A 438-nucleotide genomic window follows, 5' to 3' on the forward strand; every position below is an offset into this window, starting at 1 on the left:
TGGCAATCGATCGTCGGTGCATCGGCTTTATTGTGGATTGTTCACTTTTTGATCCTGCGCGGGGTGCAAACCGCTGCCAGCATTAACCTTGTGGCGACACTGGCAAAATTGTTGCCGTTGGGTCTGTTTGTTGTGCTGGCGATGATGATGTTCAAACTGGATACCTTCAAGCTCGACTTCACCGGACTTGCACTTGGCGTACCCGTGTGGGAACAGGTGAAAAACACCATGCTGATCACCCTGTGGGTTTTCATTGGTGTGGAAGGTGCCGTGGTTGTTTCTGCGCGTGCGCGTAATAAGCGTGATGTTGGCAAAGCGACACTGCTGGCGGTTCTCTCCGCTCTGGGCGTTTATTTGCTGGTAACGCTGCTTTCGCTGGGCGTGGTGGCACGTCCTGAACTGGCTGAAATTCGGAACCCGTCAATGGCCGGTCTGATG

General features: G+C 53.7%; 1 protein-coding gene. It reads left to right on the forward strand.

What is annotated here, in order from left to right; genetic code table 11:
- Positions 1 to 438 (forward strand): amino acid permease (locus tag AC3DEV_RS17140; protein ID WP_488372896.1); only part of this gene is annotated, 438 nt, incomplete at both ends.

It is taken from the genome of Dietzia sp. IBK-p2-15D (assembly GCF_057773105.1).